Genomic DNA, 24376 nt, shown 5'->3' on the forward strand with positions numbered 1-24376 from the left:
CCCATGCTCTTTCTCTGGACCAAAGCCTTCCACATCATCTTCGTCATATCCTGGTTCGCCGGCCTGTTTTACCTGCCGCGCATCTTCGTGAACCTGGCGATGGAGACGGAAACGGTGGCCACCGAGCGCCTGCTGCTGATGGCGCGCAAGCTGTACCGCTTCATGTCGTTGCTGGCGCTGCCGGCGATGGTGCTGGGGCTGGCCCTGATGTGGATGCTGTACGGCGGGGGCGAAGGCCGCATGAAGATGCCGGGCTGGATGCACGCCAAGCTGACGTTCGTGGTGCTGCTGCTTGGCTATCACCACGCCTGCGGTTCCATCCTGCGCAAGTTTGAAAAAGGTCTTAACAAGCGCAGCCACACCTGGTTCCGCTGGTTTAATGAAGTGCCGGTGGTGATGCTGCTGGCCGTCGTCGTGCTGGTCGTGGTCAAGCCTTTCTAAGGGAGTCGAGATGAGTGCAAGCCAGAACAAAGTCGTGCAGTATTTCTTCGCCCCCCACTCGCCATGGACCTATTTGGGCCACGCGCGCCTGATGGCCATCGCCGCGAAGACGGGCGCACAGATCGACGTGCGTCCCTTCGACCTGGGCAAGGTCTTCAGCGTCTCGGGCGGCCTGCCGCTGGCCAAGCGCGCGCCGCAGCGCCAGGCCTACCGCCTGGCCGAACTGGCGCGCTGGTCCGCCTTTTTGCAAGTGCCATTGACCCTGCAGCCAAAGTTCTTTCCCGTGTCGCCGGAAGCGTCGGCCAAGCTGATCATCGCCACGCGCCTGGCGCACGGCGTGGAAGCCTCGCTGAACCTGGCGCACGCCATCATGCGCGGCCTGTGGGCCGAAGAGCGCAACATCGGCGACGAGGAAACCCTGGTGCAGATCGCGCTCGATGCCGGTTTCGATGGCCGCCAGTTGCTGAAAACGTCGGAAACGGCCAGCGTGCAGGCGGAATACGACGCGAATACGGAAGCGGCCACCGCCGCCAATATCTTTGGCTCGCCGTGGTACATCGTCGATGGCGAAGGCTACTGGGGCCAGGACCGTCTCGATTTCGTCGAGCGCGCGCTGGATGCAAAATAGATAGGGATGTAGGTCGGATTAGCGCCCCGCGCGTAATCCGACAAGCTCAGTCGGCAGCGCATGTCGGCTTACGCCCTGGCGGGCTAAGCCGACCTACGTGATATGCAGGATTTTTAGTTAATTGTTTTTCAACGGATAAAAGGTATCCTCATTATGGCTTCATATTTTTGCCCATGCCCGCGCGGCATGGAAGCGGCGCTGGCCGAGGAACTGGGCGAGATCGCCCAGGATAGTGCGACCATGAAGGTCCACAACCAGGTACCGGGCGGCGTACACTGCTCGGGCGACCTGCTCGATTCCTATCGCATCAACCTGCATTCGCGCATCGCTTCGCGCGTGCTGATGCGCATGGCCCATTCCGGCTACAAGACGGAAAACGACATCTATGACCTGACCCTGGCGCAATCCTGGGAAGACTGGTTCGGCGTGCACCACACGATCCGCGTCGATGTCACGGCCGTCAAATCGCCGCTGCGCAGCCTGGAATTCACGACACTGAAAATCAAGGATGCGATCTGCGACCGCTTCCGCGACCAGTTCAACGAACGTCCTTCGGTCAACACCAAGACGCCGGACATGCGCATCGTCGGCTTCCTCGACGCACACACGTTTACCGTCTACCTCGACACCTCGGGCGAAGCCCTGTTCAAGCGCGGCTGGCGCGAAGAGACGGGCGACGCGCCGCTGCGCGAAAACCTGGCCGCCGGCCTGCTGCGCGTGTCGGGCTGGAAGCCTGGCATGGTGCTGTTCGACCCGATGTGCGGTTCCGGCACCATCCTTGCCGAAGCGGCGCAGATGCTGCAGGGGATTCCACCGGGCGCGTCGCGCCAGTTCGCGTTTGAAAACTTCCACGACTTCGACCCCGCGCCGTGGAATGCCATGAAAAACGCCATCAAGGTCAATCCGCTGCCAGCCGAACCGACGATTTTCGGCAGCGATATCTCGGGCGACATGGTCGCCATGACGCGCCACAACCTGCGTTGCGCCGGCGTGCGCTTCGAGGTGCCCTTGAAACAGATCGAGGCGCAGGAAGTCAAGCCGCCAAGCGACGTGCCGGGCATCATGCTGACCAACCCGCCGTACGGCGAGCGTATCGGCGTGCGCGGCGACAGCACCATCCCGGAAGATGAACTGTCGACGTCCTTCTACTCGGCCATGGGCACGACCCTGAAGCAGCGTTTCGCCGGCTGGACCGTGTTCCTGTTCACGGCCGACCTGGGCTTGCCCAAGCTGCTGCGCCTGAAGGAAGCGCGCAAAACGCCATTCTTCAACGGTGCGCTGGAATGCCGTTTGTTCCGCTTTGATATGGTCGCAGGCTATAACCGCCGCGAAGAAGCGAAACCGAAGCCACAGCAGTAAGCATTCACCGCAAGACACCCGCAGTAACCCCGCGCGCGGGCCAATGCAGGTCCGCGCGCCACTTTGGATCCGCCATGTTTCCCACCCCTCCGGCCGATGTGCCGCCAGACCCGGTTACCCCCGTTCCGCCTCCCACGCCGAGCCACATGGCGCCGCTGAGCCGCGGCGCGCTGGCGATGATGCTGGCCGGGCTGTCGATGCTGGGCCCCCTGTCGATCGATACGTATCTGCCCGCGTTTGGCGCGATCCAGGGTTCGCTGCAGGCGTCGCCGCTGGAAGTGCAGCAGTCGCTGACGTTCTACATGCTGGCCTTTGCCGGCATGGTGCTGTGGCATGGCGCAATCTCGGACACCTTTGGCCGGCGCAACGTCATCCTCGTGTCCCTGCTGATGTTTGCCATCGGCTCGCTGGGCTGCGCTTCGGCGCACACGGTGCACTACCTGTGGTTCTTCCGCATCATGCAGGGCGTCTCGGCCGGCGCCGGCGTGGTGATCAGCCGCGCCATCATCCGCGACCTGTATGCCGATGCGGCGGCGGCGCGGCTGCTGTCGCTGGTGACGATGATCTTTTCCATCGCCCCGGCCGTGGCGCCGATTCTCGGCGGCTGGATCGTCATCTGGTTCGACTGGCGCTCGATCTTCCTGTTCCTCGCCTTTTACACGGTGGTGCTGCTGGCGTTCTGCTACTGGCGCTTGCCCGAAACCCTGCCTTTGGCCAAGCGCCAGCCGTTCAATCCGCGTTTCCTCGCGTCGAGCTATGGCCAGATCCTGCGCTCGCCCCTGTTCCACATCAAGGCGGGCATCGTCGCCCTCAATTTCGCGGGCCTGTTCCTGTTCATCACGGCCGCGCCGGAAATGCTGCCCAAGCAGCTGGGCCTGGGACCATCGCAATTCGCCTGGCTGTTCATTCCCTGCGTGAGCGGGATTTTCATGGGCGCCGCGGCGGCCAACCGCATCGCCGGCAAGGTCACGTTCGCGCGCCAGATCGGCATCGGCTTTGCCTTCCTGCTGTGCGCCGCCAGCGTCAATGTCGTGTATCACCTGTTCCTGCCGCCATCGTTGCCCTGGTCGGTGTTGCCCCTGTTCTTCTACACCTTCGGCATGTCGCTGGTGGGGCCGGGCGCGACCCTGCTGGCGCTTGACCTGTTCCCGCATATCCGTGGCACGGTGGCCTCGTGCCAGTCGTTTGCCAGCACCTTGCTGGGCGCCGTGGTGGCTGGCGTGATCTCGCCGCTGCTGTCCGGTTCCGTGCTGTGGCTGGCGTCGGGCCAGTTGGCGTTTACGGGGCTGGCGCTGGCCCTGTGGCTGATATCGCGGCGCTTCCGCCACCGTTTGCTGGGTTCCTTCAAGGCATAAGTTTCCACTGTAGAAGGCTGGATTTATTTCAACTTAATTTTCTATATTGCAAGTAATATCCGGCGCTTATGATAAGATGACTGCTTTCCCGGCATCCTCTCAGGCAACACATTTTTTGCTTACAGGAGTGGAGGATTCTTCTGAACGTGGCCGCGCTTCGCTGCTGAGCGCTCATCCTTTTCGAACCGGCAATGCCTGATACGATGCATCAATCTGATCAAGATATACGCAATCGCCTGCTGATTGCCCGCCTGCCGGCCATGCCGCAGATCCTCCTCAAGCTGATCGCCCACCTGCAGGCCGACGATGCCGGCATGCCGGAGCTGGCCGCCCTGATCGCCAAGGATGCGGGCATGACCAGCAAGATACTCGGCGTGGCCAACAGCTCGGCCTACCATCGCCAGAGCAAGGTCGTCAGCCTGGAGCAATCGCTCGTCTCGCTCGGCACGGACATGATCAAGACCCTGGTCATCAGCGAATCTGTCTTCCAGACCTTCAACAGCTTCCCTCATTCCGGCAGCACGGATTTGCGCGCCTTCTGGAAAAGTTCGCTGTCGGCCGCCGTCATGGCGCGCGCGCTGGCCAAGGCCATGGCCTATCCGCACGCCGAGGAAGCGTATCTGGCCGGCTTGCTGCACAACGTGGGCCGGCTGGCCTTGCTGGCCACGGCGCCGAAGGAATACGCCTTCAATTTCACGGCGCGCGACGATGCCGCCCTGTGCGCGGTGGAGCAGCGCACCTTGCAGATCACGCATGCGGAAGCGGGGGCCTGGCTGATCGAACGCTGGCATCTCGATTCCTTCCTGGCCGACAGCGTGCTGTATCACCATGAACCGCTGGCGCGCCTGGAAGCGAGCCATCCCCTGATCCGCATCGTGCGTCTGGCGCACCTGTTGTGCTGCCATGCGGACGATGCGGACGAGGCCGAGTCCATCACGCAGGCGGCAAGCCTGTGTGCGCTGGACGTCGAGACACTGGACGACCTGGCCGGCAGCGTCGCGCGCCAGGTAGAGCAGGCCGCCCAGCACTTGGGCATCGACCTGGCCGGCGCGGACGATATCGCCACGCCGCCCGCGTATGCGCCGCCATCCGTCGATCCGGTGCAGCGGCGCCTGTCCGACGAAGTGCGCAATATGGTGCTGGTGTCCGAAGTGGGGCAGACCTTCGCCCGGCAGCAGGGCGAGAGCAGCCTGCTCGAAGCCATCACGCGCTCGGCGCGCATCCTGTTCGATTTCGACACCGCCGTCATCCTGCTGCAAAACGCCACCGGCCATGCGCTCGTCGGCGTGGCGGCGGGCGAGCATCAGCAGCGCCTGGCCGGCTTCTCGATCCCGTTGGCCAAGGGCGGGCCTTTGGCTGCCTCCGCGCTCGAGTGCCAGCTGGCGTTCCTGAAACGCGACATGCCGGCGCTGGGCATCGTCGAAGAGCAGCTGTTCCGCATTCTCGGTACCGACAGCCTGGTTTGCGTGCCGCTCGTGGCGGGCCAGCGCAGCCTCGGCGTGCTTATTGGCGGCGTGGCGGCGTGGCAGATTCCCGCTTGCCAGAAGCGCGAAGGTTTTTTGCGCGCGTATGCCAACCAGGCCGCCACGGCGCTGGAAACGGCCTTCAGCGCGCGCGGGCTGGCGCGGCGCCAGCTCGATCACGTGGCCGAGGAATACCGCGCCGCGTCGCGCCGCGTCGTGCATGAAGTGAACAACCCGCTGTCCATCATCAAGAACTACCTGAGCGTGCTCGATCACAAGCTGGAAAAGCAGGAACCGGTGTCGGGCGAAATGGCGATCCTGAACGAGGAAATCGACCGGGTCGGCCAGTTGATCGGCGGCCTGGCCGATCTGCAGCCGGCAGCGGCCAGCGGCGTGACCGATTGCGCGCGCGTCGTCGACGATGTGCTGCGCCTGTTCCGCGCTACCGATTTCCTGCCGCCGAAGATCGAGGTGGTCACGCGCATGCAGGATGCGCCATGCGAGGTGGAGGCCGATGCCGACATGCTCAAGCAAATCCTGCTCAATCTGCTGAAAAACGCCGTCGAAGCCTTGCCCGATGGCGGGCGCATCGAAGTGGCGAACCGTGGCCACGTCAACCGCGACCGCCGCCTGTACCTGGAACTGTGCGTCAGCGACAATGGCGCCGGCCTGGCGCCGGAAGTGCTGGCCAATCTGTTCTCGCCTGTGCGCAGCAGCAAGGAAGGCGCGCATCACGGTCTGGGCCTGTCCATCGTGCATGACCTGGTCACGCGCCTGCATGGCGTGATCGGCTGCCGCAGCAGCAAGTCCGGCACCTCGTTTGAAATTCTACTGCCCATTCCCTTGCCGGCGAGCGCTGCAGCCGCGCTGCCCGCGCCCGGCAATACCGCCTTGTCTTCGTAACGTCCATGAACTCCTCCGCCATTCCGTTTGACCTGGAAAACAGCCCGCGCATCCTGCTGGTCGACGACGAGCCCCGTTTGCTCGCCTCCCTCCACGAATTGCTGAAGGACCGCGGCTACCAGCTGCACACGGCCACCTGCGGCAGCGAGGCGCTGGCGCAGTTGTCGAAACTGCGCTTCGACCTGATCCTGCTCGACTTGCGCCTGCCCGACATGAGCGGCCATGAAATCATGGACCACATCAACCGGCGCGGCATCGAAGGCGACGTGATCGTCATGAGCGGCGACGTCGGCATCGAGGCGGCCATCGGTGCCCTGAAACGTGGCGCCTACGATTATCTGCGCAAGCCCTACAGCCGTGAAGAGCTGCTCAAGACGGTGGAGAACGCGCTGCAAAAGCGCAAGCTGGCGCTGGAAAACGAGCGCATCGCGCTGCAGCTGGAAAACTCGGAAAAGATGTACCGCTACCTGGTCGACAGCTCGCCCGACATCATCTATACCTTGAACCACGAAGGCCGCATCACCTTCATCAACGACAGGGTGCACCAGTTGCTGGGCTTTAGCCGCGAAGAGCTGATCGGCAGCCATTACTCGATCCTCGTGCACGATGAAGACCAGGAGCGGGCGCGCTATGCTTTCAATGAGCGTCGCCTCGACGAACGCGCCTCGCGCAATGTGGAACTGCGCCTGAAGTGCCATAGCGGCACTGGCAGCGACCGCACCTTCAACAACACCTTGATGACGATTCCGCTCAATTCGATCGGCATGCACAGCCACGATCAGGAAGCGAAAAAGCAGGAGTACTTCGGCACCTACGGCGTGGCGCGCGACATCACCGACCGCAAGCGCGCCGAGGAAGTCATCTCCTACCAGGCTTATCACGACATCCTGACGGACCTGCCGAACCGCATGCTGTTCAAGGACCGCCTGGGGCTGGCCGTGATCCAGGCGCGGCGCAAGCTGACGGAACTGGCCGTGATGTTCATCGACCTCGACCGCTTCAAGCTGGTCAACGATACCCTGGGCCACGTGAAGGGCGACGAATTGCTGCAGCAGGTGGCGCTGCGCCTGAAGGATTGTCTGCGCCGCGGCGATACGCTGGCGCGCCAGGGCGGCGATGAATTCACCATCGTGCTGCCGGAACTGCGCGACCGCCAGGATGCGCGCCTGATCGCCGACAAATTCCTCGAATGCCTGCACCAGCCGTTCGACCTCGATGGCAACCAGGTGCATATCTCGGCCTCGATCGGCATCGCCATCTATCCGGGCGACGGCGAGACCATCGACGAGCTGCTGCGCCATGCCGACATCGCCATGTACCAGGTCAAGGCGCTGGGCAAGAACGGCCACAGTTTTTATCACGAGTCCATGCTCGACGTGTCGCACCAGAAGATCGCGCTCGAGCAAAGCTTGCGCAAGGCGCTGGAGCTGAACCAGCTGGAGATGTATTACCAGCCGCAGGTGGACGTGATGACGGGCCGCATCGTCGGCGCCGAAGGCCTGATGCGCTGGAACCACCCGCAGCGCGGCTTGCTGACGGCCGGCGAATTCTTGCCGTTTGCCGAGGAAAACGGCTTGATGCTGCCGATCTCGGACTGGATGCTGGGCGCGCTGTGCCGCGACCTGGTGCAGTGGAACGCGGCCGGCGGCGAAGCCGTGCGCTTGTCGCTCAATTTGTCGCCGCAATACCTGGACCGGGGCGACTTCTTCGAGAAGATGCGTGGCGCGCTGACGCGCTATGGCATCGCGCCGGAAAAGATCGAAGTGGAGATCACGGAAAACATCTGCATCCGCAACCCGCAGTATGCGATCGAGCAGTTGAACAAGCTGTGCCAGCTGGGCGTGTCGGTGGCCATCGATGATTTCGGCACTGGCTACTCCTCGCTGTCGTACCTGCACCGCTTCCCCATCCACACGATCAAGATCGACCAGTCGTTTGTGAAGGAAATCCACGACGAGCACGGACACTATCCCGTCATCCTGGCCATCATCTCGATCGCGCGCGGCCTGGGCCTGCACCTGATCGCCGAGGGCGTGGAGACGGAAGGGCAGGCGCGCTACCTGCAGGACAAGGGCTGTACCACGATGCAGGGCTACTTGTACCATCGGCCCATTTCGCTGGGCAGCTTCATCGGCGTGCTGCAGGAGCAGAACCGTCTGATCGCCGATGCCGCCCCCGCGCCGTCCCAGACGCTGACCATCGAGGCTTGATCGTGTCGCTTGCCGATCCCCGCTCCACGGCCGCTCATTCCACAGCTGCTCATTACACAGCTGATTATCTGCGTCTGAAAGGTCTGGCCGAGAAGGGCAATGCAAACGCCCAGCACAGCCTGGGCTTCATGTATTTCAATGGCCAGGGCATCGAGCAAAGCTATGCGCAGGCGCTGCACTGGTATGGCCTGGCTGCCGCGCAGGGACTCGAGCATGCGCAATACAACCTGGGCGTGATGTGCCAGAAGGGCCAGGGCGTGCCGCAGGATTTTGCGCAGGCGGCGCACTGGTACCAGCAGGCGGCCGAGCAGGGTTACGCGGCGGCGCAGTACAACCTGGGCTGGCTGTACGCCAAGGGCCAGGGACTCGCGCAAGACAGCGGACAAGCCATGCTGTGGTTCAGCCGCGCGGCGGAACAGGGCGACGCCGGTGCGCAAAACAATCTGGGCATGATGTATGACAATGGCAAGGGCGTGCCGCAGGACTTCGTGCAAGCGATCGCCTGGTACCGCAAGGCGGCCGAGCAGGGCTATGCGCGCGCGCAGTTCAACCTGGGCCTGCGTTACGACAATGGCCAGGGCGTGCGCCAGGATCGCCAGCAGGCGACGGCCTGGATGCGCAAGGCGGCAGAACAGGGCTATGCGCCGGCCCAGTTCAACCTGGCGCTGCGCTATGAAAATGGCGACGTGCTGCCGCAGGACAGCCGGCAGGCGATCGCCTGGTACCGGCGCGCGGCCGAGCAGGGCCACGCCAGTTCGCAGTTCAACCTGGGCCTGATCTACGACAATGGCCAGGGCGTGCCCTGCGATAAGCAGGCGGCGCTGGAGTGGTATGTCAAGGCGGCGGGACTGGGCCATGCGGCGGCACAGCACAACCTGGGCCTGCACCATGAACACGGCGCCCACGATTACGCGCAGGCGCAAGCGTTCTACCGCCAGGCGGCAGAGCAGGGTTTTCCCGCCGCCCAGTATCAGCTGGGGCTCTTGCATGAGCATGGTCAGGGCATGCCCGCCGATGCGCAGGAAGCCATCTTCTGGTACCGCAAGGCGGCCGACCAGGGGCATGTACGGGCGCAGTTCGACCTGGGCCTGCGTTACGAACATGGCCAGGGCGTGCCGCAGGATCTGGCGCTGGCGCTGGAGTGGTACCGGCGCGCCGCGGATCAAGATTACGCGCCGGCGCAATACATGCAGGGCGTCTTGCACGACCGCGACGATGGCCCGGCGCCCGACAGTCAGCAGGCTTGCGCCTGTTACTGCCGCGCCGCCGCGCAGGGCCACAGCCTGGCCCAGTTCGCGCTGGGGCTGCGCCATGACAATGGCCAGGACGTGCCGCAGGATTATGCCGCCGCCTGGGACTGGTATGCGCTGGCTGCGCGCCAGGGCCATGCGCGGGCGCAGATGAATCTGGGCTTGATGGCGGCCAGCGGCCAGGGCGGTCCGCTCGATTTGCAGCAGGCGTATATCTGGCTGTCGATGGCCGTGGCGGCCGGCGTGGCCGGCGCTGAAAAATCCTTGCGCCAGACGGCGGCGCGCATGCGCGAGACGGATCTGGCGCGGGTGCGCGAACAGCTGGCGGCGATAGCAGGCTGAGCCTTGCCGCCCGCGTTAGCGTGCGCGGATACAACAGCAGGTGCTGTATAGTCCTTTCCCTTCGCCATCTGTGGCACCCCTTGTTTCCCCCAGACGCACAAAATTGCTGCGGTATTTGCAGTTTTGATGTGCTAAGGTTCCAGAAGAAGGTGGTCTGTATATTCTTTAGAAAAGGAAAACCATGCGCCTGAACCCTTTCCCTGGCCGTCCAGCCGCCATGCTGTGTGCGCTGGCGCTGCTGTCGTCCGGCGCAGGTGCCGCCGGCCCCCTCGATGTCCTCAGCAACCAGGATGCCAGCAATGGCTTGAAAGCGGCGCTGGAAGCCGGTTCCGCCGCCGCCGTATCGAAACTGGGTGTCGAGAATGGTTTCCTGAACAACGACAAGGTCAAAATCAAGCTGCCCGGCATCCTCGAGCAAGCCAAGCCCTTGCTGAAAATGACGGGCCGCGGCCAGCAGCTGGACGATCTGGTGGTGTCGATGAACCGTGCCGCCGAGTCGGCCGTGCCCATGGCCAAGCCCTTGCTGCTCGATGCGGTCAAGTCGATGAGCGTGAGCGATGCGAAAAATATCCTGTCCGGTGGCGATACTTCCGTCACGGATTTCTTCCGCCAGAAAACATCCGCTCCCCTAGCCGTCAAATTCCTGCCCATCGTGAAATCCGTCACCGACCGTTCCGGCCTGGCCAGCAAATACAACAGCACCATGAGCCAGATCGGCAAGACGGGACTCGTGCCGCAGCAGCAATCGACGGTGGAAGGCTATGTCACGGACCGCGCGCTTGACGGTCTGTACCTGATGATCGGCGAGGAAGAAAAAGCCATCCGCAGCAATCCGCTCGCATATGGCAGCAAGATAATCGGCAAGGTGTTTGGCAGTTTGAAGTGACGGTTCAAGCGTGATGGCGGGTTGCGGACAGCGTTTGCGCGGTGTTGACAGGTGTGGCGCAAGGGAAACAAGTTAAGCATTTGCTACAAGAAAACAATGTTAAAATTCTGCGATATACATTCCTGAGGCATGGTTAAGCAACGATCAATTGCCAGGGAGTGCCCAGTTTTAGCGGCGAACTGATGCGTGGCATTGCGAGATGCCCGTCAGTTGGCCTTTTTTCGTTTTATTCACGTTTCCCCAAGCTCATTGATTTTCTGAATATATTGTCAGGAATTCCAGGTGCAGGATATTTTAGGTAGCCGGATTTGTTAAGCGTACTCAGAAAATCAATCAAATATACCTGGTGTGGCTGTCTGATGCTTGGCGCGCCTTCGGTGATGGCTGCGACCCCGAATCATGGTGGTCAATCCGGTTACATCAATATGCCCAGCGCCGTGGTGGAAACGGACGGCACCTTCAGCGTCGGCTACAGCTACGACAGCCCCTATGGCCAGCTATGGGCCACGGCGAATATCCTGCCTTTCCTGCAAATGACGGGACGTTATGTGTCGATAACGGGCATTCCGGCGTTTGGTAGCAGTGATCCGGAATATGGCAAAGGATACGGCCGCTATAAAGATAAGGTTGTCGATGGGAAATTACGCCTGTGGACGGAGACGGAGTGGATGCCGTCCGTCGCTGTCGGCATGACGGATATGTTCGGTACTGAGCTGTTCAAGGGGCAATATGTGGTTGCCACCAAGACTTTTGGTGCCAGCAAGAATATCGAAGCGAGCCTCGGCTATGCCCATAGACGCCCGGATGGCGTGTTTGCCGGCATGCGCTGGACGCCAAAGGCATTGCCGCGCTGGTCGATGGTGGCCGAATATGACGCGACGAATTATCAGCGCGATATCCGCGCCATCGAGACCGGGGCGGACACGCGCCGCAAGGGCGCTTCCGTGGGCCTGGAATATCGCTGGGGCTGGCTTGCCCTGCAAGCAGCCCGCAGCCGCGACCAGTTCAGCGTGAACGCCTTTATCAGCATTCCATTTGGCGAGCGCGAGTTCATCCCCAAGGTGTACGAGCCGCCGTATTTCGTCGACGACAAGAATCCGCCACCGCTGCCGAGCAAGGAAGAATGGCACCGCGACCCCGTGTATGGCGCCGACCTGGTCAATGCCCTGGTAAAACAGGACTACAAGAACATCCGTGTCGAGCAAGAGGGCAATGTCCTGAGCCTGAGCCTGACCAATAGCCGTATTTCGAACATGGGCCGCGCCGTCGGCCGTGCCGCGCGCACGGCTGTCGCCTTCACGCCAAAGGGTGTGACGACCCTGCGCATCACGTATACCAAGCTGGACCAGCCAATCGCCACCTACGAATTCTTTGATTTGCCAAAACTGAACGACTATTTGGCAGGCAAGATCGACCGCAAGGCATTTCTCGATGTCGTGCTGCTGCGCTATCCCGAGAAAAGCGATGTCATCCGGGATGACCAGCAAGGCTGGCTGCAGGAGTTCCTCGACAAGCCGGCGCCCGTCGTTGCCGCCGCGCCAGCACCTGCGCCCGCACCGGCAATTGCCGCAGCGCCCGCGCCTGCCACCACGCCGGCTCCCGCTGTTTCCGCGCCACCGCCCGCCCAGGCCGCCAACGTCCTCAAGGACGATGGCAAGCTGGCCGTCGGTGTCGGCGTCGATGGCGACGTGGTGCAGATCAAGTCGCTGGACCGCGAGGCGAACCGTTTCAAGATCGCTCCCAAGGTTGGCTTCTTCTTCAATGACCCGAGCGGCGCCTTCCGCTATTCGATTTCGGCCGTGGCCAACTACGACCGCCGTCTGGGCGATGGCTTGTACCTGAATAGCGCCGCCAGCTTGCAGTTGCTGGAAACGGTATCGGGCGTCAAGCAGCCATCGAACAGCAATTTGCCGCACGTGCGTACCGATATTGCTGAATATTTACGCGGCGGGCGTTTCTCGCTGAGCCGCGTCTTGCTGAACAAATACAACAATCCGGCCGAACGCGTGTATACCCGCATGTCGGCCGGCCTGTATGAAGACATGTTCCGCGGTGTGGGCGGCCAGGTGCTGTACCTGCCGAAAGACAGCCGCTGGGCTGCCGACGTGGCCGTCGATGCCTTGCAACAGCGTGGATTCAAGGGCTTGCTCGACTCGCGCGACTACAAGACAGTGACGGCGATCGGCTCGCTGCATTACCGCTTGCCGCACGATATTACCGTGACGGCGCGCGCCGGCCGCTTCCTGGCCAAGGACACGGGCGTGCGCATGGAATTCAAGCGCCGCTTCCAGTCCGGCATCGAAGTCGGCGCCTGGTACACGCATACGAACGGCAACGATATCACCAGCCCCGGTACGCCATCGAAGCCGTACCAGGACCGTGGTATTTTCCTGTCCGTGCCGCTGAACAGCATGTTGCCGATGGATACGCAATCGACGGCCGGCTTCGCCATCTCGCCATGGACGCGCGACGTGGGGCAGATGGTGGCCTCGCCCGGCGACCTGTACGACATGTTCGAGCGTCCGCGCGCCGACATGCACAGCTACGATGGCCTGGGCAACTTTGCCGAGCGCCCGGACGAACAGCACTTGCCAGCAGTCAATCCGCCGGACCGTCCGTTTGTCAGCCCATGGCCGGCTTTCCGCGCACGCCTGGAGCAATCGTCTTCCGCCTTGCCGCAACCGGCCGAGTGGGTCAAGGCGACGGCCCTGATCGGCGGCGTGGTCGTGGCTTCCGCGCTGGCCGACAAACCTGTCGACCGTTTCGTCAAGAAACATGAAGATTCCAAGGTCTACCGCAACTGGGACAAGCTGGGCAAAGCCATGCCCTACGCGGCAGTGGGCGCCGCTGCCGCTGCTTTCGCTTTGGGCGATGATCGCATGCAAAATACGGGACTCATTTCCCTGCAATCGGTTGCCGCAGCAACGGGCCTGGCGGTGGCCGGCAAGTATGCGTTTGGCCGCGCCCGCCCAGAGGAAGACCGCGGAGCGTGGAGCCGCGTCGGCAGCGGCAATTCCCGCTCGAATTCCTCGTTCCCTTCCGCGCATGCCGCCATCGGTTTTGCCGCCGTGACGCCATTTGCCAAGGAATACGATGCGCCATGGCTGTACAGTGTGGCCGCCGTGGGTTCCGCCGGCCGCGTGTTTGGCCGCAAGCACTGGGTCTCGGATACGGTCGCCGGCGGCATCCTCGGTTACGCCATGGGCAGCTGGCTGTGGCACGCGCAGCGCGACCAGAGCAAATCGGGCCTGTCGATCAATCCCGGACCGAAAGAAATCAGCGTGACTTGGCAGGGCAAGTATTAAAAGCGCATAGCGCCCCTTTACTCATACAACATCATTCATCCAGACAAAGACCAGCATGAAAAAGCAATTTCGTACTTCCCCGCCTTTCGTGAAACACATGATTTTATCGGCTTGCCTGCTGGGCGCAACTTCGGCCTATGCGGCAGGGCAGGAACTTGGCGCGGGTGAGATGCCTCGAACGGATCTTTCGCGGGTACAAGCGAATGACATAGGAGGCAGCAGCTTGCCCAGCATTCGTAGTGGCATCAATGAACAGCGTCACGCAAAATCGCCACCTGCCAATCTCGGCAGCCAGCGTAGTACGGCTGATGTGTCCGTTGGCGCATTTGAAGCGTATGTCGATGGCGTCACAGGGCAAAAATTAAGTGTCTTTGGCAAGGATTTGTTCAGCGATGTACCGTCCACCTTTGCACCGCTCGATGGAGTACAGGTAAACCAGGAATATGTGATCGGTACGGGCGACGAGTTGCAGGTACGCGGCTGGGGCATGGTTGATATCGACGTCAGTGCCACGGTCGACCGCAGCGGTGCGATTTTCATCCCGCGCGTCGGCTCTATCAAGGTCAGCGGCGTGCAGTACAAGGACTTGCAAGGCTACCTGAAGAAAGCCATTGGCAAGATCTATACCAATTTCGACTTGACAGCGAGCATCGCGCAAACGCGTGCCGTGCAAGTGTACGTGGTTGGCCACGCGGTGCGTCCTGGGACATATACCTTGAACTCCATGAGCACTCTGCTCAATGCCTTGTTTACGTCGGGTGGGCCGGACGCCACCGGTAGTATGCGCAATATCCAGCTCAAGCGTGGCAAGGATACCGTCAGCACCTTCGACTTGTATGACATGCTGGTCAACGGTGACAAGAGCCGCGACGTCACCTTGCGCGACGGCGACGTGATTTATATTCCTGAAGTGGGCCCGCTGCTGGCGTTGACGGGGAGCGTGAAACGGCCCGCTATTTTCGAATTGAAGGGCAGTTCCAGCCTGGCTGATGTGTTGAGCTGGGCCGGCGGCTTTGATTCTGCTGCGGAAACGAAGCAGGTGATTGTCGAGAGAAACGTCGATAACCAATACAAGACGGTGCTGGAGTTGGCTGCCGATAAAGACATCAGTCATACCCAGCTGGCCAGTATCGCAGTCAAGCCTACCGATATCCTGCGGGTGTTCGCGCCTGGTGCAGTGCCCGTGCAGGCACAAATCCAGAATGAATACGTGCGCGTGGCCGGCGAGGCAAAGCAGAGCGGTATTTTCCTGTTGAAAAAAGGTGAAACGCTGCGCGAGCTGATCGCCCGTGTCGGCGGCGCCAATGAAAACGGCTACTTGTACGCCACCCAGCTGAACCGCGAATCCGTACGTCGCGCCCAGCAGATCAAACTGAATCAGGTTGCTGACCGCTTTGAACGGGAGCTGGAATCGAATGCGACCCAGCGCATGGCCGCTTCTGGTGACAAGGAAAATGCAGCGAAAACCGCTGCCGAAGTGGAGCAGCAGCGCCGCATCGTGCAAAAACTGCGTTCCGTTAAGGCCGAGGGCCGCATTGTGCTCGATTTGCCCGGCGTTGACACACAAGTCAAAAACCTGCCGGATTTGCCGTTGCAGGACGGCGATTCCATCCTGATCCCGCGCCGTCCTGGTACGGTAGATGTGCTTGGTTCCGTCTTCCAGCAAAATGCGTTCGTCTACCGTCCGCAACGTACGGTTAACGATTATGTACAACAAGCCGGCGGCATCACATCCAACGCGGACAAATCCGAAATGTACGTGATTCGTGCCGATGGCACGGCGCAAAGCGGTCAAGGCACGGGCTGGTTTAGCGGCCTGGGTGGCACGGCGTTGAACCCTGGCGATACCGTCGTGGTACCGGAGAAAATTGAACGTAGCACGTTCATGCAGAGCCTGAAGGACTGGACTGCCATCTTTTATCAGTTTGGTTTGGGTGCGGCTGGTTTGAAAGTGTTGAAAAACTAGAATGCCTGTAAACCGTAAAGTACATCTTTGGTAGTGACTATTGATGGCAGAGCGGTTTTACAGTACTACGCCGTTTATCGCGTGACAATTTCATATACCATCGGTGTGTACTTGACATATAGTTATCCCGATGGTTTTTTAAATATTCAGCCCCTAAAAAATATTCACGTTATTTTTATTATGCGTGAAATAACGAAGTAGCGAGAAAAAGATGTCAACTGTAAATCCTTCAAATAATAGTGGTGACGGGATGGCTGGAAAATCAGAGTATTTGAATATTTTTGATTTTTTCAAAATAATAAAAAAAAATAAAAGGATCGTATTCCTGACGCCGTTGGCATTTGCCGTAGCAACAGCTGCCGTAAGTATGTTGCTACCTAATATATATACTGCGTCAGCGAAAATCCTGCCACCGCAGTCGCAATCAGGCGCGTCTCAGTTGCTTGGGCAACTCGGCGGCCTTGGCGGTCTCGCTGGCGCGGCCTTGGGTAGCAAGAATACAGGTGAGACATACGTCGGCATGCTAGGCAGCCGTACCGTTGGCGATAATCTGGTCCAGCGATTCAACTTGATGGAAATATACAAAGCTGATTTTAAAAGTGACGCCCGTAAGGCGCTGAAGAAAGCGACCACGATTACTAATGGACGTGACGGCATTATTGTCATCGATGTCGATGATAAAAATCCTGAACGTGCCGCACTTTTGGCAAATGGTTATGTTCAGGAGCTGCAGAAACTGACAGAATCGTTGGCGATCACGGAAGCTTCAAAACGCAGGTTGTTTCTTGAAAAACGTTTGGGTGAATCTAAAAAAGCTCTTGATGAGTCAGAGCTGGCATTGAAGGAAATTCAGGAGAAAACGGGACTCATTAAGCTTGATGGTCAGGCACAGGCAACGATTACTGCCATTGCAATGATTAAATCACAAATCGCCTCGAAAGAAGTTGCTTTGGCGGCAATGCGTACTTTTGCCACCGCAGACAATCCCCTGTATATCCAGAACAGACAGGAAATAAATGGCTTGAGGGCTCAGCTGGAGAAAGTGGAGCGAGGTACTAATCAGGGCAATGGTGATATTTCCATTTCTACCGAAAAGTTGCCGGGTCTGGGCATGGAATATATCAGGAAAGTCAGGGATGTGAAATATAACGAACTGTTGTTCGAAAACCTGGCGAAGCAGTTTGAGATTGCACGTATTGATGAAGCACGCGATAGTTCGATGATTCAGGTACTGGATGATGCGGTGATTCCGGATAGGAAGTCAAAACCTACCCGCAGCATATTGGTGATGATATTTTTGATGTTGGGTGGTATTGTCGGTCTGGTCTGGGCATTTTCAAAAGAAGCGTTGGCACAAGCTGGAAATCCATTTCTAAAAAATAATGAATAATTATGCTGGAGGAAAAATTGCCTTCGATTTTTTTGGATGGACGTTCAAATGTTCTTGAAATATGCTGGCTCGAAAGTCGCGAGAGATATTGTTAAAGTTCTTTCTGGAAACGTTGTAGCACAAGGACTATCATTTCTCGCGATAATTATCATATCGCGGGATCTTGGCCCCAAAAGCTATGGCGATTTTGCCCTGATCATTGCCATTTTCACGTTTCTTACCCAGATATCTGATTTTGGTACGTCTACTTCCTATGTGAAGTTTTTGAGTGAAAATAAACCCGAGGAGAAAACAATATTTTCTTCGGTTTTGATATTCAAGACACTGACAGGCATTCTATTTTCTGCGGCGATCTGGTTTTTTTCATCCGACATATCAGAGTATTTTTTCTCGGTAGACAGGTATGAGTATTATTTCAGGTTGGCCGCCATTGCTCTTGTTTTTCATTCTATCTTGGGAACGGTTATTGCCCATTTTCAGGGGTTGGAGAAATTCAGGCAGTATTCTCTCGTCAGTATTTCGCATTATGCTATTCGGTTCGTGGCGGTAATCGTCGTTATCTTTGCTTTTGCTGCAGGAAAAAGGTTCGAGTATTTTATCTATATTTATTTCTTCGCTGTCGTGCTTGTTTCAGTATCCGCTATTTATATCTTGAAGACCGGATTTTTATTCAAGTGGAAATACGTTGAAGAAATTTACAAGCTGGGATTTTGGATATTTTTCTCATCAGTAGCGGTCGTTATAATGATGAGAATTGATGTGGTCATGCTGAAGAAATTAGGCGATGCCGAGGCGGTTGGATTCTATTCTGTCGCGTCAAATGTGGCAATGATTCTGCCATTGATTACCATGTCGATCACCGCTACATTGATGCCAAAAATGGAAGCTTTCTTAAGGGAAAGTACCATTCGAGAATTCATTAAGAAAATACTCAAGAAAGTAAAGTATGTCATCGGGATCAGCTTGCTTTTACAAGCGGCCTCACCGTTGATCATCTATATATTATTTGGTGAAGCATATTTAAAAAGCATTCCAGTCTTACTGATACTTGTCGTTTCCTATATGTTTGGCGTCATCGTCAATCCGATCTCTTTGATCTATTACCAGATAAAGAAACCTTTTCTGTTGACTGCTGTGAACTGGGGACAACTTTTGATCGGTTATTCCCTCAATCTGCTGCTGATTCCCGATTTTGGAGCGATAGGCGCCGCCATTTCTTCACTCGGCATACATATATTCAGCAGTTCGATTATTGTTGGATATCTTTATTTCTCCAAGATTCGAGATTTCAGTTTAAAAGAGAAACTAATATAAGAAATTGGACAGAATATGCGTGTGGCTTTAATGACGGAATACCATCACATTGGTGGTGGCGAGTCAAATTTACTCAATTTGTGTGAAGAACTGAGCAAGAGTATAGAAGTTGTACTTTTTTGTGACGGTGCAGTTTATCAAAAGGCTAGCGAACTTGGACTTGCATGTAGAAAAACTGATTTGTCGGGAAAAAGATGGCTCCGCTTTATTCCGTTCCTGTCTTTCCCTGCTGAGCTCAGAAAAGAGTTAAATAGTTTTGATGTGGTTCACTCTTACTCATTAAATGTTCTTTCCCGGCTGGCTTTTCTGAAGCGCCCTGTTATATGGACTACGCATGGCTTCTGGGAGAGCCCTTTTGGATTGCGCGCGAAAGTCATCAATCTGATTGTTGATAAAGTAGTAGCAGTTTCTACAGATGTATACGATATTTGTAGCTTTGGATCAGATAAGCTGTCCAAGATATTCCTGGGCACGAAAATGAAAGGAATCCAAGGAACGAAAAAGGAAATTGATCCTCGCAATATTACTATATCCTGCATTGGCCGTTTTCAACGGATAAAAGGCCAGGATATCCTGTTGTCAGCGTTGATGGATATTGCAAAAGAGCGGCGCGACATTAATATGAAATTGCACTTTGTTGGTGGCGTGAATAGTAATAAAAAAGAGGATATTGATTTCCATACGGAATTACATAATATCGTGGAAACGCAAAGGCATGAGAATCTGGACGTTGTTTTTGATGGATTCCAGGCAGATATTTCTCCCTTTCTAACGGCTAGTGATTTTATCGTCGTACCTTCTCGTTATGAATCTTTTAGCATGGTAGCAATTGAAGCTCTTGCATATGGCAAGGCAGTGATTTGTCCGAATATCGGTGGCCCTAAAGATATTATTAACGCCAAAAATATTGGAATCTTGTTCACTCCGGAAGACTCCACAGCGCTGAAGAAATCAATATTGGAAATGATCGAGAGTTTTGAGATGTTTGATCCAGAGCAAGCCAGGGTTAGGGCTGAGGATTTTTCTATTGTTCGCCAGGCTCGTGAACATTTGACGATTTATCAGGACGCCTGTAATGGATAAAGTATTGATTGTTGCGACCAGTTATCCTTATCCCGAGTATAGGGACGGCCTGGCGAAAATAAATGCAAATTTGCTAAAGAAAAATGATTATTTTGATGCCGATATGCTTTGTATTGGTGATTTAGGTGATTTGAACACTTCCGATGTTGGAAATATATTTAAAATTCCTCCAAAGAAGAAGAAAGATAAGTTCTCCCAAATTTTCAGTTTCATTTTTTCGATGAAACCAATTAATGTATCGAAATATTCTGAATATGTTCGTCAATACAAAGATTTTTTGCTCGAACATCACTCTCGTTATTCGGTTATTCATCTTAGTTCCCCCTATCTGGCGGAAATAGCTATTGGCATGCCATCAGAAATTGTCAATAAGATGATTATTTTCCCTATCGACTGTATGACGCTGTTCTGGTGTCGCCGCAAGAAAAATGAAGAGAATATTCTTAAAAAAATAATTTATTCGATCGAGTTTCTGAAGTGTTCGTCATTCGAGAAGAGATATTATAATATATTCAAGGCTGCCGTCTTTGTTTCGGATGTCGACCGAGATTATGCCAAGGCAATTACCAAAAAAGATAATTATTACTGTATTCCTAATGGTGTAGATGTAGATTACTTCAAGTCTGATAGTTTGGCTCAAAGGGATAAAAATTTCCTGATTTTTACAGGAGACATGTCATACGCCCCAAATAAGGATGCGGTCAATTTTTTAGTTAATAAAGTACTCCCAAAAATAGACCAAAAATTTCAACCACATCTGCTTCTGGTAGGGCAAAAGCCGGATGAAACCACGTTATCTTTTGCTAGTGAACATATCACCGTGACTGGTTTTGTCGAGGATCTGAGGCCATACCTGAACCGTTCCAAGGTCTATATTTCTCCTTTGCGCTTTGGAAGTGGAATTAAGAATAAAATTCTGGAAGCCATGTCCATGGGGATGGTTGTTATTGGGACGAAGGTAAGCTTTGAAGGGATCGGATGTACCCCTGGTCATGATTGTGTACAGGTCGAGGTTGATGAATTTAAAATGGCAAAAGCCGTGGAAGAAATTTTTCAGAATCAAGTAGCTTATACGTCAATGCGCAAAAATGCCAGGGACTTGGCTGAGAAGAAGTATTCCTGGGATTCCATAAGAAAAGCATACGGATTGATTTATGAAAATCGCTTTAGTAACTGACAAATTTTCTACCGGCGGGGGATTGGAACATATTTATCAACTATGTCGCGGCATGCCGGATGTAGAGTTTGGTGTGTTTGCTAAAGATGGGAATGCCAAGGACAAATTCCTTTTACTGGACAATGTTACTGTCTTCAATAACGGATACACCTCGGAATCCATTGTTGCCTATGCTCCTGATGTGATTCACTTCCACCATTTAAGGCCGTTGCTGGCATTTAGAGGTAAAGCCAAAAAAACCATGTTTACAGTACATGGAATTCATTTGCACCAGTATGAATTCAAAAACGGAATTGTATCAAAAATTCAATATTTCATCCGATTAAATCTTGAGAAATTTTTATATCGAAAAGTTGATAAAATCATTTCGGTATCATATGAGGATGAATATTTTATTGAAGAAAAATATGGAGTTAAGGCAAAGACCGTATTTAACGGAATTCAATTCGATGCAATAAAAGATGTTCAGGGAAGTCAAGATAGCTATAGAATTTTATTAGATATCCCTTTGGATCGGAAAATATTTCTTACCGTCGCGCGTTTTGATTTTCCCAAAGGATATGATGTATTAATCAAGGCGATTGGGCTTCTGAAGCAGCAAGATAAATTAACCAACCAGCTGTTTGTCTTTGCTGGCGATGGTGCCGAGCTGGCCTCGATGCAGGAACTAGCCGTTACGCTAAAGATCGATACACATGTGCGATTTTTAGGGCGTCGGACGGACGTCTATGAGCTGATGAAAGCGGCTGATGTTTTCATACTTCCAAGCAGGTGGGAAGGGTTACCCATTACATTAATCGAATCGCTGGTCTCACATTTGCCGGTTATCGCTAGCAATACCTATGGCATAAAAACGGTTTTTAATGAAATAAAAAATAACATTTCTCTTTTTGAAAACGAAAATTCTTCAGATTTGGCAAAGGTTATTCTTGAGGAACTTACCTACGAGCCATGCGATATGAGCATTTTTTCACTTGCTCCCATGATATCGGCTATGCAGAAGGAATACTCAAATGTATAAAATAAGAAAATCCCTGATATTTTTCATATTTTTCTTTTTTTTATTAAGTGTCATTTCCATGCCTATGGCATTGTTGGATAAATTCACTATTGCAGGAAGTGAATTTTCAGCATCCTACATATTTGTATTTTGCATGATACTCACTTTCTTGGTTTTTGCTTTGTCGAGTATAAGGAAAAATTTTCCAATTGAAATAGATAAGAATTTTTTGTGCGTAATTGCTCTTGCCTTCAACTTTTTATTTTTTTCCTTGCTCAATGAGCCAGATGGCGGGTTTTTTCTTGGAATATCCTTTTGGATAATATCTATATTCATTGGTTTGAATATAGATACCTTGAGCGAAACTAAATTTCTAAAAATAATATTTTTTCTCGCATGGACTTTGTCCATTGTCGGGTTGATATTATATTTTCTGAATTTACCATTGCTCGATTTGAAAACGGCTGGTCGCGAACTTTATTTTATAAACTCGAATGGTTATTATAGGGCATCGTCTGTATTCTTGAACCCGAATAGTTTTGCATATTTCTTGGTGTTCTATTTTTGTATTTTCTCTACATCAAGAAAATATGACATAAAGCACTGTGCCGTATTCCTGATTGTTTTTCTTGCTTTCTACTTTTCCGAGTCCAGGTCGGCCATGCTGTCTCTGTTCCTGATTTTCTTGTTTGCCATCGTTGTAAAGACAAGGCCGGCCAATTTGTCAGGGAAATTGTACTTCCTTAATATAGCCATTCTTTTGGCATTGTTCTTCTTGTTGCTATTGTCCGGCGATCTTTTCTCATATGACATCAGGTTCGAAAAATGGCACATGGCACTTGATATCTTTTTTGGAAATTATGAATACCTGTTGAAGGGAATTCCTTTTTCTGTTCCGTTATCCTCTCAAGGAATTACTTTTAGCGATAATATGTTTTTATATATATTATTCAGGCTGGGTTTCTTTGGTTTTTTGGGTTTCTTTGTATTTTATATTTCTATATTAAAAAAATCATGCACAATCTTGGCGAACGAAAGTACCCATAGCCAAAGTGCACCGTATGCAATGTATTTTCTTGTGTCATCAGTTTCGATGTTTTATTCAAACTTCTTATTGTTTTATCCAATAATGATTTTGCATGGAATTGTGGTCGGCGTCGTTTTGCAAGAAAAAAATGTTAAAAGTAGGTGTGGAAAATAATGAAGATTGCAATTGTTCATGAGTGGTTCGTAAACTATGCGGGCTCAGAGAAAGTCGTCGAGAAAATTCTGGAGTGTTATCCCGATGCAGATCTGTTTGCTTTGGTTGATTTTTTGCCAGACGATAGCAGAAAATTTATTATGAATAAAAAGGTGAAAACATCATTTATTCAGAAATTGCCAATGGCGAAGAAGTCTTATAGAAATTATATTGCGTTGATGCCAATTGCAATAGAGCAATTTGATCTTTCATCTTACGATTTAATTATTTCCAGCTCACATGCCGTGGCGAAAGGTGTATTGACAGGACCAGATCAATTACATATCAGCTATGTTCATTCTCCAATCCGATACGCTTGGGATTTTCAGCATCAGTATCTGCAAGAATCAGGGTTGACAAAGGGATTGAAATCCATATTGGCGCGCTGGATTTTGCATAAAATCAGATTGTGGGACACCCGTACATCCAATGGTGTTGATTATTTTTTGGCCAATTCTCACTTCATAGCAAGAAGAATTATGAAGTCATATCACCGGCAAGCTACTGTAATTTATCCACCGGTTGATGTAGATGCGTTTACGTTTCAGGGCGAAAAAGAGGAATTTTATCTCACCGCATCGAGAATGGTTCCCTACAAAAAAATTGATTTAATTGTGGCCGCTTTTTCATTAATGAAGGACAAGCGGCTTGTTGTCATTGGCGACGGTCCGGACTTCGAAAAAATAAAGTTGAAGGCTGGCGAAAATGTCGAATTACTGGGTTATCAGGAATTTGATGTATTAAAAAAATACATGATGAATGCCAAGGCTTTTGTATTTGCGGCAGAGGAGGATTTTGGTATCACTCCGGTAGAGGCTCAGGCTTGTGGTACGCCAGTTATTGCATTTGGTAAAGGCGGGGCGCTTGAAACTGTTTTGCCGTTATCACATGAGACACCTACTGGAGTGTTATTTTCACAGCAGACAGTCGAGTCGGTCATCGAAGCGGTGAACACATTTGAAAATAGCTCTGCACAGATATCGGCGGAAAACTGCAGAAAAAATGCTGTACGATTTAGTAATGACCGTTTTAAAAGCGAGTTTGTTGACTTTGTCAAAAAATCC

General features: G+C 54.1%; 16 protein-coding genes and 1 pseudogene. All 17 read left to right on the plus strand.

Annotated elements, in window-relative coordinates:
* Nucleotides 1-3: 3 nt before the first annotated feature.
* Nucleotides 4-441 (plus strand): CopD family protein, encoded by a 438-nt coding sequence (locus JAB6_RS11470; RefSeq protein WP_070302877.1) that lies wholly within the window; start codon nt 4-6, stop codon nt 439-441.
* Nucleotides 442-451: 10 nt separating this feature from the next.
* Entirely contained in the window at nt 452-1069 is a 618-nt protein-coding gene (locus JAB6_RS11475) for a 2-hydroxychromene-2-carboxylate isomerase (RefSeq protein ID WP_070302878.1), read from the plus strand.
* 186 nt (nt 1070-1255) lie between these two features.
* Nucleotides 1256-2428, plus strand: coding sequence for a class I SAM-dependent RNA methyltransferase (locus JAB6_RS11480; RefSeq protein WP_034745750.1), 1173 nt, complete (start codon nt 1256-1258; stop codon nt 2426-2428).
* Between the two features lie 74 nt (nt 2429-2502).
* Nucleotides 2503-3783, plus strand: a complete 1281-nt coding sequence (locus tag JAB6_RS11485; protein WP_198511227.1) for a multidrug effflux MFS transporter — start codon at nt 2503-2505, stop codon at nt 3781-3783.
* A gap of 203 nt (nt 3784-3986) precedes the next feature.
* Nucleotides 3987-6149 carry an HDOD domain-containing protein gene (locus JAB6_RS11490; RefSeq protein ID WP_070302879.1) on the plus strand — a complete coding sequence of 721 codons (2163 nt, stop codon included), beginning with the start codon at nt 3987-3989 and terminating at the stop codon, nt 6147-6149.
* A 5-nt stretch (nt 6150-6154) separates the two neighbouring features.
* On the plus strand, nt 6155-8359 hold the full coding sequence (locus JAB6_RS11495) for an EAL domain-containing protein (RefSeq protein ID WP_034745758.1): 2205 nt from the start codon (nt 6155-6157) through the stop codon (nt 8357-8359).
* Between the two features lie 2 nt (nt 8360-8361).
* Entirely contained in the window at nt 8362-9951 is a 1590-nt protein-coding gene (locus tag JAB6_RS11500) for an SEL1-like repeat protein (protein WP_034747643.1), read from the plus strand.
* A 181-nt stretch (nt 9952-10132) separates the two neighbouring features.
* The gene (locus JAB6_RS11505; protein WP_070302880.1) at nt 10133-10837 is read left to right on the plus strand and encodes a DUF4197 domain-containing protein; all 705 of its coding nucleotides are present in this window, start codon (nt 10133-10135) and stop codon (nt 10835-10837) included.
* A gap of 380 nt (nt 10838-11217) precedes the next feature.
* Nucleotides 11218-14142: a YjbH domain-containing protein gene (locus JAB6_RS11510; protein WP_083292685.1), complete on the plus strand. Its 2925-nt coding sequence runs from the start codon at nt 11218-11220 to the stop codon at nt 14140-14142.
* A 55-nt stretch (nt 14143-14197) separates the two neighbouring features.
* On the plus strand, nt 14198-16108 hold the full coding sequence (locus JAB6_RS11515) for an SLBB domain-containing protein (RefSeq protein WP_083292672.1): 1911 nt from the start codon (nt 14198-14200) through the stop codon (nt 16106-16108).
* A gap of 211 nt (nt 16109-16319) precedes the next feature.
* A complete protein-coding gene (locus tag JAB6_RS11520; RefSeq protein ID WP_083292673.1) occupies nt 16320-17498 on the plus strand; it encodes a Wzz/FepE/Etk N-terminal domain-containing protein in 1179 nt (392 codons plus the stop codon).
* Between the two features lie 48 nt (nt 17499-17546).
* Nucleotides 17547-18812, plus strand: a complete 1266-nt coding sequence (locus JAB6_RS11525) for a flippase (RefSeq protein ID WP_175444532.1) — start codon at nt 17547-17549, stop codon at nt 18810-18812.
* Between the two features lie 15 nt (nt 18813-18827).
* The gene (locus tag JAB6_RS28415) at nt 18828-19895 is read left to right on the plus strand and encodes a glycosyltransferase family 4 protein (RefSeq protein WP_083292674.1); all 1068 of its coding nucleotides are present in this window, start codon (nt 18828-18830) and stop codon (nt 19893-19895) included.
* Nucleotides 19888-21072 carry a glycosyltransferase gene (locus JAB6_RS11535; RefSeq protein ID WP_083292675.1) on the plus strand — a complete coding sequence of 395 codons (1185 nt, stop codon included), beginning with the start codon at nt 19888-19890 and terminating at the stop codon, nt 21070-21072. The genes JAB6_RS28415 and JAB6_RS11535 overlap by 8 nt, the downstream gene beginning before the upstream one ends.
* Nucleotides 21050-22093, plus strand: a complete 1044-nt coding sequence (locus JAB6_RS11540; RefSeq protein ID WP_083292676.1) for a glycosyltransferase family 4 protein — start codon at nt 21050-21052, stop codon at nt 22091-22093. The genes JAB6_RS11535 and JAB6_RS11540 overlap by 23 nt, the downstream gene beginning before the upstream one ends.
* 58 nt (nt 22094-22151) lie before the next feature.
* Complete coding sequence (locus JAB6_RS11545) at nt 22152-23273, plus strand: hypothetical protein (RefSeq protein ID WP_139143359.1); 1122 nt, start codon at nt 22152-22154, stop codon at nt 23271-23273.
* Nucleotides 23273-24376, plus strand: a pseudogene (locus JAB6_RS11550) (glycosyltransferase family 4 protein); the annotation flags it as partial. The gene JAB6_RS11545 and the pseudogene JAB6_RS11550, both read left to right, overlap by 1 nt.

The organism is Janthinobacterium sp. HH104, assembly GCF_001758715.1.
Lineage (GTDB): Bacteria > Pseudomonadota > Gammaproteobacteria > Burkholderiales > Burkholderiaceae_D > Janthinobacterium > Janthinobacterium aestuarii.

Bases quoted from the DNA above. Each gene is read 5' to 3' on its own strand.
- JAB6_RS11485 (WP_198511227.1), top strand. From the start codon at position 2,503: ATGTTTCCCACCCCTCCGGCCGATGTGCCGCCAGACCCGGTTACCCCC.
- JAB6_RS11520 (WP_083292673.1), top strand. From the start codon at position 16,320: ATGTCAACTGTAAATCCTTCAAATAATAGTGGTGACGGGATGGCTGGA.
- JAB6_RS28415 (WP_083292674.1), top strand. From the start codon at position 18,828: ATGCGTGTGGCTTTAATGACGGAATACCATCACATTGGTGGTGGCGAG.
- JAB6_RS11540 (WP_083292676.1), top strand. From the start codon at position 21,050: ATGAAAATCGCTTTAGTAACTGACAAATTTTCTACCGGCGGGGGATTG.
- JAB6_RS11505 (WP_070302880.1), top strand. From the start codon at position 10,133: ATGCGCCTGAACCCTTTCCCTGGCCGTCCAGCCGCCATGCTGTGTGCG.
- JAB6_RS11545 (WP_139143359.1), top strand. From the start codon at position 22,152: ATGCCTATGGCATTGTTGGATAAATTCACTATTGCAGGAAGTGAATTT.
- JAB6_RS11535 (WP_083292675.1), top strand. From the start codon at position 19,888: ATGGATAAAGTATTGATTGTTGCGACCAGTTATCCTTATCCCGAGTAT.
- JAB6_RS11510 (WP_083292685.1), top strand. From the start codon at position 11,218: ATGGCTGCGACCCCGAATCATGGTGGTCAATCCGGTTACATCAATATG.
- JAB6_RS11495 (WP_034745758.1), top strand. From the start codon at position 6,155: ATGAACTCCTCCGCCATTCCGTTTGACCTGGAAAACAGCCCGCGCATC.
- JAB6_RS11525 (WP_175444532.1), top strand. From the start codon at position 17,547: ATGTTCTTGAAATATGCTGGCTCGAAAGTCGCGAGAGATATTGTTAAA.
- JAB6_RS11480 (WP_034745750.1), top strand. From the start codon at position 1,256: ATGGAAGCGGCGCTGGCCGAGGAACTGGGCGAGATCGCCCAGGATAGT.
- JAB6_RS11490 (WP_070302879.1), top strand. From the start codon at position 3,987: ATGCATCAATCTGATCAAGATATACGCAATCGCCTGCTGATTGCCCGC.
- JAB6_RS11470 (WP_070302877.1), top strand. From the start codon at position 4: ATGCTCTTTCTCTGGACCAAAGCCTTCCACATCATCTTCGTCATATCC.
- JAB6_RS11515 (WP_083292672.1), top strand. From the start codon at position 14,198: ATGAAAAAGCAATTTCGTACTTCCCCGCCTTTCGTGAAACACATGATT.
- JAB6_RS11475 (WP_070302878.1), top strand. From the start codon at position 452: ATGAGTGCAAGCCAGAACAAAGTCGTGCAGTATTTCTTCGCCCCCCAC.